Source organism: Leptospira borgpetersenii serovar Javanica (genome assembly GCF_003046425.1).
GTDB classification, from domain to species: Bacteria; Spirochaetota; Leptospiria; order Leptospirales; family Leptospiraceae; genus Leptospira; species Leptospira borgpetersenii.
This window is the reverse complement of sequence record NZ_QAJG01000004.1, coordinates 162,501-167,500: the sequence shown is the minus strand read 5'-3', so window position 1 is coordinate 167,500 and position 5,000 is coordinate 162,501. Positions and strand designations below refer to the sequence as shown.

The window sequence follows — 5,000 nt, the reverse complement described above, 5'->3', positions numbered from 1 at the left end:
AATTCGAAAGTCCCTTTGTAGAGATATTTTCCAATAAAAAAAACAATACATTCGAAGATTCCTTCTCAATTAATATGTAAAGGCAACTTTATAAAATCAAAAAATAACAAAATGTTGTAAATAATTCTTATGAGAAACCGCTATTTCGCGACTTACGAATCTGATCGATAGCTTGATTACGGATCGGGAACTTGAGTTTTTGGTTGAAATAGCAAATCATGCAGAGATTCCTTTATTGGTCGACAATGCTTACGAATCCCAACATGGTTTTTGGAAAAAATTCCTTTATTCACAAAGCTGAGAATGATCCAGGGATTTATACTTTCTAAGCTGTTCCTCCGGGAGTTCGTACCGGTTTTGTACTGGGTGATTCTAAAACGACCGCCAGTTACGTAAGGGCAATTCGATTGTCAACTTGACGATTGCCGATCCGGGCCAGTTTATTGAGTTGGATCTTTTTCGTTCGGGTCGTTGGAAAGATTTACAGCACGTCCCAAATTCCGTCGAACGCCAATAGAAGTGAGACGGCTTTAGTTTTTTCGAGTGCTCCTTAAAGAGCAGCACTTTAGTTTCTTTTGGGACAGGTTTTTATGTAAAAAAGTAATATTACTTTTTTATCATAAGAAATCGGTTTTTGTCCAGTAGGTAATTCCAAAAAATTGGAGTTCCAAGATCGACTATCGGATTCATCAAGGCGAAGTCGCTTTTTTTCTTTGGATTTGGGTAAAAAATTTATCTTTGCTTGTTAACGATCTTGATCCAATTTTGAAGAAAGCGGGCATAATTAACGTGGATTCACCCAGACTTTTTTACAGCGCGTTCCCAAATCCCAGTTTACTTTGTCAGAAAGATCAAGCTGCAAGGTTCTGTCCCAGTTTTGGGACAGAACCTTATATCGAATTCACGTTAATTATTGTTCCCGGTGAAACTTTTTTTCCAGGAACCGATCCAAACGGGTCTCATAGACAGGAATGTTTTCGATTGAGCTTTGTTCGGGAAAGTAAAGAGATCGAAAAAGGAATTTTGAGAATCGGGTTGGAAAAATTCTCGAAATAAATGGTTTTGTTTAACCATTTAAGAGGAATACTGGGCAATAAAAAGATTCAATTAAAAAGAACTGTATTGTCGATTTGATAAGAAATATGGAAAGCAGCGAACAAAACATAAGCTTTGAGGAATTGGCGGAGAGTAAACCGACTGAAATACAATCTCTTGCGCCTGATTATATTTTTTTGAACGAGGGGGCGGTCGGTTTATCCGCAACCGCACGTTGTATTTTGGACGAACTTAGGGATTGGCATAAAAAGACAGAAAAGCACGGCTCCAAAAGTATCCATCCATCTTACTTGCTTACATTAGATAAACTTGCAGAACTTCTAAATAAATATAGGAATCTGAGTGAACAAGCTAAGTCTCCGCCTAGTGTTGATCTTGCCTTGAGACAGTTGGTTGATTATGAAAAAAAAGGTAAGAATAAATCCGCATTTATCTATCCGTTTTTGGTTCGTAACGGAGCTAAGATTCAAGCTCGAATTGCAATTGCAAGCCCTCAGAAAGAAGCGAAAACGGATGTAAGTCCGTATCGAGCCGCTTGTTTTGAATTTTCGGAAGAGATGATCGACCTTATACTTCAAAATCGAGCTAAAAAGCCGAAACTTCCGGACGAGGATAACCCAGGCGCATTTTTGCTTCATAAAAATAAGGCAGGAAAAAATTGGCTTTTTCCGAAGCTGGCTTCGCTTGAAGCCGAATTTTCCACCCTTTTAAAAAGGGGATTTCAACCTTACAGTTATATTCCTATGACGGACTTTCTGAGAGATTTTCTTACGTACGCGACCAAAAAGAATTACGTGATGAAAATTCTTCCGGATTATCATATCATTTTGGATGATCTTCAGTTAAATCCGGACGGTTCTTACGTGAATCAACCCGAAGTCATCGCACATTATCGTTGTCAGGCGGATGCTCTTGAAAAATTTGCAATCCCTTATTTGAAGGAACTTAGCGAACGAGCCGGTTACGGATTGTTCGGAACTCGGATTGCGGAGTTCGAGCAGACACATATTCAAATGGCAGAACCTGGAAAAAAACAAAACGGCGAAAAAGTAAAAGCGTTGATTTCACTTATAAACGATTATCCGTTCGAACGGGAGACGGATGAACTGGGCAAAAGGATATCCGAAACCTGTAGATTTTCCATTCAGATCATATCCAAACTGATGGAAGAAAAAGAGAAACTCGTTCAAAGAAAGGAAGAGAGTGTATTTAAGTCTTTGAAGTCGAAAATTCTCCATAAAATAGGAGAACATACTCTTCAGGAACAGACTTTATATAGTTTTTCTCCTGAGCAAAAATTGAAATCTTCCGGTTTATCGAATGTAATACGTTATCCGGCATTGATCGATGAATTAAAAAAGGAGATTTCTGAACGATATGGAATGAGGGTGATCGAAAAACCAGATCAGACTTCAGAGATATACGCGGTGGATCCGGGATATATGGCCGCGGTTCTTCATAAATTGAGTGGTATGGCGACGAAAAATGCCGCTTATCAAAAAGAATTGGAAATTGCAAAAGAAATCAACGCGAGTTTAAGTAATCCAAAACATCCGGGATTAAATGCAAAACTCAAGGCAGAAAGTATCGTAAAACTCCAACAGGGAATCCAGGCGATGGAGCAGTTGGAAGTGGAAAAACAACGTTCCCAAGAATTTGCAAAAAAATTCAATCTTCCGATGGGAATGTTGGGCTTTGTTGCAAGTATGATCTTATTTTTGATCGCATCCGTACATTTTAGGACTACTGGAATTCTATTCGTGGGAATTCCGGTCAGTTTATTTTTAGGATTATTGCTCGCATTCCATTTTAGAAATAAGGAAAAGTCGGATATTCTTTCCAACGGAAACGCCTCACTCGGATCCGGTTTTAAGGGAGAATATGGTATCATGTCTTCATCGGACGATTATCCTTCTGGAGATGATTCCGAAGATGAGCGATTTCAGTCCAAGGGAGAAACTCCTAAGGAAAAGAAGGTAAGTTTGATAGCGAAGGGTGCAGAACGTTTTGTTTTTCCAAACCGTTTTACGAAGATCACGGATAAAATTCACGATTCTCGTTCTCTACGTAAAAAAATCTTCGAGAATTTAGATAATATTAGAAATAACGTAGCTCATCTCAAAGGAGAAAAGGACGACGACAAGGTCGCTTCCACGATTGAATATGCTCTTTTGCAGAATTCTGCTACGATTCTGGTTCCGGATGATATAGTTCCGCAAGGAATGCCCGGTTCCATCATCCTTAGCCACAATGATTTAAAGGCTCCTTTGATCCGGGATCAGATTGCCGAATTTTTACGAAATGAAGCTCAAAAGAAACAATATGATAAAAAACTCCTTAAATATTATACATTTCTAATTAATACAATCGAGGTGGAATATTACAAATATCTTCCGAATCGGAAGAAAAAATAACGTTTCATAAGCCAATCAATTAATTGCACCTCGTTCTACCTGCATTTTAGCCGGATTTAGTCAAGAATTACGTGTAAAAATCTTTTGTCTAACGAGTTGCAGAAAGATACCGCTCTGCGTGATTCGGACACTCCCGTTTATCAAGCGGTTTTTAATACACCCGAAGAAATGTTCGGACCTTTGGAATATTATTGAGAATGTGCGTTCTATTCTGAAACATTTTAAAACGGTCAGTTCAGTACAAGTGGATACTTTTGTACTTTAGGTGCTAATGCCGGCTTCATAACAACAATGAATTTAATTCTGATTTTAACTTTTGGATGGATTTTTTGATCTGAACCTCATATGTTTTATCTGTTGTTCTTTCACTGCTTCCTTAGAATTGCTCGTTAAATACGCGATTCTGATCGTTTCTTTGTGGACATTCATTCCTACGTTCAGAAGACAGAGGACTGAAGGCTTTTCTTCGAAAAGCAATTCGTTTTGCTAATGTAGCTTCCTTTGTTCTTTTTTCTGTCTTCGCAAACTGCATTCTAAATTCGTGATGTAATATCACTCCGTCTCTTTCTGTCCTCTGTCTAGAACGAGCGAAGCGAAGTTCGTCAGTCCTCAGTCCTCTGAATGGACAACTTCTTAGTTCCTTTTGTTGGTTTTCTTGTTTTGTGGTAAATGCTTCGCATCTAACCCACGTTTTCCAAGTCCAGAAGGGGCAATTTTGTCTAAAAGCCTGTTTCAACTTGTGAGTATTGATCTTGAAAGCGAGGAACGATTTCGGGTTTATAAACACAAAGATGAGAAAAAAGAAAGAATTTAAAAGACTAAGGTAGGCTTTTTCCATTGTATTTCGATTTTGAACAGCATCGATTTTACGAACCGACTTCGTGTAAAATTTACTCTTTTTTATCGATTTTCGATTGACCGTATAAACAGGTACGCGAACCTGTCCTCAAGATTCCCGGTGACTATAGAGAGAGGGCCACACCCGTTCCCATCCCGAACACGGAAGTTAAGCCTCTCATCGCTGATGGTACTGTGTGGTTCGCTGCATGGGAGAGTAGGACGTTGCCGGGTTTTTTACTTTTAAGCAGAGGGTCGATTCTAATAATTCTCTGTCGGTTTTCGGATCTCCTCGGGTATTTTCTTTTTCCCTAAAACTCCAAAGAATAGAATTCCCGATAAAGATCCAAACTGGATATATAAATTGACTCGGAGCATTTTTAGAAAGCTCTTGTCATGCCGGAAAAGATTTTAAAATTACTTTCTTGGAAAGAAGACGCAATTATTAACGCCAATCAGGAATAATTATGAAAAGAAATTACCAGCCCAGCCGAGTTAAAAGAGCAAGAACGCACGGATTTCGTGCGAGAATGGCTACTGCCGGTGGAAGAAAGGTTCTTTCACGCAGAAGAAAAAAGGGCAGATACAAATTGACCGTTTCCAACGAAAAACTCGGTAAGAAATACTAAGAATTAAGTTATCGAAGAGACTTTAAAATCCAGGAAGGAGATTCAATCTCTTTTTAAGAACGGA

3 protein-coding genes, 1 rRNA gene and 4 pseudogenes (1 of these 8 only partly in view) are annotated in these 5,000 nt (G+C 38.7%); 7 read left to right on the top strand and 1 reads right to left on the bottom strand.

Annotation, left to right across the window (positions count from 1 at the left end):
• Positions 1–142 precede the first annotated feature (142 nt).
• The 4 genes and pseudogenes from CLV95_RS19260 to CLV95_RS04700 form a co-directional block, all read left to right on the top strand.
• Positions 143–481 (top strand): annotated as a pseudogene (locus CLV95_RS19260) (valine--pyruvate transaminase); the annotation flags it as partial.
• Positions 482–588: 107 nt separating this feature from the next.
• A pseudogene (locus CLV95_RS19255) lies at positions 589–783 on the top strand (valine--pyruvate transaminase); the annotation flags it as partial.
• 359 nt (positions 784–1,142) lie between these two features.
• Positions 1,143–3,470, top strand: coding sequence for a hypothetical protein (locus tag CLV95_RS04705; RefSeq protein WP_002724452.1), 2,328 nt, complete (start codon positions 1,143–1,145; stop codon positions 3,468–3,470).
• A gap of 16 nt (positions 3,471–3,486) precedes the next feature.
• Positions 3,487–3,732, top strand: a pseudogene (locus tag CLV95_RS04700) (alpha/beta fold hydrolase); the annotation flags it as partial.
• A 5-nt stretch (positions 3,733–3,737) separates the two neighbouring features.
• On the opposite strand, the pseudogene CLV95_RS04695 reads toward CLV95_RS04700, so the two are convergent.
• Positions 3,738–3,899 (bottom strand): annotated as a pseudogene (locus tag CLV95_RS04695) (IS110 family transposase); the annotation flags it as partial.
• Positions 3,900–4,424: 525 nt separating this feature from the next.
• Between CLV95_RS04695 and rrf the strand changes: the two are divergent.
• The 3 genes from rrf to rnpA form a co-directional block, all read left to right on the top strand.
• A 5S ribosomal RNA gene (rrf, locus tag CLV95_RS04685) occupies positions 4,425–4,541 on the top strand.
• A 233-nt stretch (positions 4,542–4,774) separates the two neighbouring features.
• Complete coding sequence (rpmH, locus tag CLV95_RS04680; RefSeq protein WP_002724440.1) at positions 4,775–4,936, top strand: 50S ribosomal protein L34; 162 nt, start codon at positions 4,775–4,777, stop codon at positions 4,934–4,936.
• A 10-nt stretch (positions 4,937–4,946) separates the two neighbouring features.
• Positions 4,947–5,000: the 5' end (the start) of a ribonuclease P protein component gene (rnpA, locus tag CLV95_RS04675; RefSeq protein WP_080652482.1), read on the top strand. 267 nt of this gene lie beyond the right edge of the window; only the first 54 of its 321 coding nucleotides appear in the window; its start codon is at positions 4,947–4,949; its stop codon lies off the right edge, out of view.

Bases quoted from the DNA above. Each gene is read 5' to 3' on its own strand.
- CLV95_RS04705 (WP_002724452.1), top strand. From the start codon at position 1,143: ATGGAAAGCAGCGAACAAAACATAAGCTTTGAGGAATTGGCGGAGAGT.
- rpmH (WP_002724440.1), top strand. From the start codon at position 4,775: ATGAAAAGAAATTACCAGCCCAGCCGAGTTAAAAGAGCAAGAACGCAC.